The organism is Tardiphaga sp. (assembly GCF_044336785.1).
Lineage (GTDB): Bacteria > Pseudomonadota > Alphaproteobacteria > Rhizobiales > Xanthobacteraceae > Tardiphaga.
In genome coordinates this window covers 1-3,147 of record NZ_JBIIOT010000189.1, presented here as the reverse complement: position 1 = coordinate 3,147, position 3,147 = coordinate 1, and the positions used below count along the sequence as shown (strand labels likewise).

Below are 3,147 nucleotides of genomic sequence, written 5' to 3'. Positions count from 1 at the left end.
ATCACTCACGCGGCATGGCTGGATCAGGCTTGCGCCCATTGTCCAATATTCCCCACTGCTGCCTCCCGTAGGAGTTTGGGCCGTGTCTCAGTCCCAATGTGGCTGATCATCCTCTCAGACCAGCTACTGATCGTCGCCTTGGTAGGCCGTTACCCTACCAACTAGCTAATCAGACGCGGGCCGATCTTTTGGCGATAAATCTTTCCCCGTAAGGGCTTATCCGGTATTAGCACAAGTTTCCCTGTGTTGTTCCGAACCAAAAGGTACGTTCCCACGTGTTACTCACCCGTCTGCCACTGACACCGAAGTGCCCGTTCGACTTGCATGTGTTAAGCCTGCCGCCAGCGTTCGCTCTGAGCCAGGATCAAACTCTCAAGTTGGACTTGAAACTTTAAACCGGCATAATCACAACGTTTGACGAGGATCCCACCATTCTACGTCGATCAGACCGAAGTCCAACCAACATGCCGTCCGCGCTTCACAGCGCAAAAACAGCGATGGTGTTTCCTTGTAAAAAACGTAGTGCCGCCGAAGTCTTTCGTCCGGCCTCAATCCGTCAACACCAGCTTGCGCCGAATGCGTCCGAACCGAGACCCGCAAGGACTCCGCCGTCCACGTTTCTCTTTCTTCTTCTCAACTTGTCAAACAGCCCGACGCGAAAGCGTCACCTCCTCTGGCGAGGAGAAAATCTCGATCTTTGATCTTCCGGGGAAGATCGCTTCAGAATGAGACCTAACAGGTCGGCATCTCGTGGATGCCTGCGCCCCGAAGGGAGCGAACCAGTAGACCCTCCCGAAGAAGGAAGCAACCTCTTTTTTCAGAATTTTCATCAGCCCGTCATTTCGGCGGAGCGATGAGTCCTTCTGAAGAAGGAGACCGTGACGCTTCTATTCCTAGAAGCCCCACACCTTACCCTCGACGCAAAATCAACAACCGACAACTGATCGATTGTTGATGCACACTTCGAAGTGAAGGAGCTTACCGAGTGGTTTGCGTCCCGGGCCGTTGGGCCCCGGCGCCGCCGCGCTCAGTGGCCGTCTTATAGGGGCTGGCTCCTGAAACTGTCAACGCTGAATCGTCAGAAACTTGTCGCACCAGATTCATGCGCGATCCGTCGCGAGATTCGCTTGCAGCGCAGCGGTTTCCACCATGTTCGCTGTGTGGAAATTGCTGCGTTTTGCGAGCAGGCGCGCAAACTTTTTTTGCGCCGCGGTGATTTTCTTTATCGCATTGCGATGCTGAGAGCTCACGCGAACGAGCTCGCAGCCTGTGATGACACGTCAGTCGTCGCGCATGATGGCAGCAAATGCGTCGAAATATTTTTCGACGCGATCGGGTGTCTCGGCGGAAAATGTGAAAGCGCGCTTGTCGTGACGGCTTCGAACTTCGACGCGACCTTCAATTCTTTCCGCAGCAATATGCGATGAGACGATGCACGCCGCGGCACACGATCGAACTGCATCAGATATCCGCCTGGACGCGCAATCGCCGGATCATGTCGCTGGATTGCGCGAGCAATGCGGGCACATCGATGCGGGTGTGACGACCATTCTCCTTGTGCACCACGCCGTCGATCATGACGAAATCGACATCATTGGGGCGCGCGCCATGGGTGAGCAGGAAATCCACGTTCTTCACAGGGCTGGTGTTGAGCGCGTCCGATCGCACAGCGATGATGTCGGCGCGCTTGCCGACGGCGAGACTGCCGACAAGCTTGCCGAGACCGAGCGCATCGGCACCACCCATGGTGGCCCATTGCAACACCGTTCGATCCGACAACGCGCCCTGCTTCTCGGCCATGCCGGCAGCGAGATCGGCAGTCACCCGCATGACGCCGAACATGTCGGCATTGCCGGCCAGCACCATATTGTCGACCGACAGACTCATGGGCACACGCGCATCCATCATCTGCGCCAGCGGCGGCACGCCATAGCCGACTTCGAGCTCGGTCCACGGACTGATCGACAGCGGTGATTTCGTCTCGGCGAGCAGGCGCAGATCCGACGGGCTTGCATGGGTCGCATGGACCAGCAGCACGTCCGGGCCGAGCAGTCCTTCACGATTCAGGATCGAGATGCCGGCCATGCCGCCAGCGGCGCGATCCGATGCGATATGCGCAGTGATCGGCAGCTTGAATTCGCGTGCCGCCGCCCATTCGCCGCGCCACACCGCGGGCTCGCAGCGATCGGGGCCCCGCGCGCAGATGCCGAGAGACACCAGGCTTCGATGGTTGAGGCCGAATTCATCGGCCTTCATGATCTCGACGCCATCGAGATCCATCAGCACGCCTTTGCCGATCGATTGCGGATAGCCATACGAAAAGCGGCCGCGCAGGCCGCTGGCCTTCTGTGCCTCGAGTTCGGCATCGGCGAAGTCGCGCGCCTTGATATTGTGCGCCCAGTTATGGACCGTGGTGATTCCGCTTTGCACGGCCTCGGCGCAAGCGAGCCGCACGCTGAGCGCGCTGGCTTCGGGCGTCCACACCCGCGACAGCGCGCCCATGGATTTTGCAAACGGGCCGAGCCGCGTATGGCCGAACCCGCGCGCAATGGAATTCCACATATGCCAATGGGTATCGACGAAGCCGGGCATGATCACGCGGCCGCTCATGTCGCGACGTGGCACGCCGGGTGCTGCAATCGACGGCGCAACAGCGACAATCGCACCATTGCGGATATGCACATCGCCCTTCGAAAGATCACCGATGACGGGATCGAGCGAGAGCACATAGCCGCCGGTCAACACCTGCTCGTTCTGTGCTGACGTTTGCGCGCGCGCCCTCGCTGGACAGGCGCCGGAGATCACAGCGGCAGAGCCGCCAAGCAGAAGGTCGCGTCGAGAGATCGCCAAGGCCGGCTCCGGTCGGAAGTGATGTCGCGCGAACAGATGCGCGTGACGATCACTAACGTCGGGATGCAACAGGACGATCCGCGAAGAGGCGTAATCTGCAACGACGTTTCGTCGCAACACGAGAGGTTGCCGGCGCACCGGCGCTGCGACGTGCGCTTGAAGCAACGACACTCCACCCCTCCTGGTAAGGAGCGTATCAGGGATCGGCACACTCAGTTCCTCATCCTGAGGAACCCCAACCTCCGTCCCTCCTGGTGAGGAGCGCGCTTTTTGCGCGCGTCTCGAACCATGAGCTGG

The 3,147-nt window shown here is 59.4% G+C and carries 2 protein-coding genes and 1 rRNA gene; 1 reads left to right on the top strand and 2 read right to left on the bottom strand.

Annotation, left to right across the window (positions count from 1 at the left end; all coding sequences use genetic code 11):
• Positions 1 to 380 (bottom strand): 16S ribosomal RNA (locus ACIQ2A_RS25790); the annotation flags it as partial.
• A gap of 747 nt (positions 381 to 1,127) precedes the next feature.
• On the opposite strand from ACIQ2A_RS25790, the gene ACIQ2A_RS25785 reads away from it, so the two are divergent.
• Complete coding sequence (locus ACIQ2A_RS25785) at positions 1,128 to 1,427, top strand: hypothetical protein (protein ID WP_398484905.1); 300 nt, start codon at positions 1,128 to 1,130, stop codon at positions 1,425 to 1,427.
• A gap of 34 nt (positions 1,428 to 1,461) precedes the next feature.
• Here ACIQ2A_RS25785 and ACIQ2A_RS25780 read toward each other — a convergent pair whose 3' ends face one another.
• Entirely contained in the window at positions 1,462 to 2,850 is a 1,389-nt protein-coding gene (locus ACIQ2A_RS25780; RefSeq protein WP_398484903.1) for an amidohydrolase family protein, read from the bottom strand.
• Between the last annotated feature and the right edge of the window lie 297 nt (positions 2,851 to 3,147).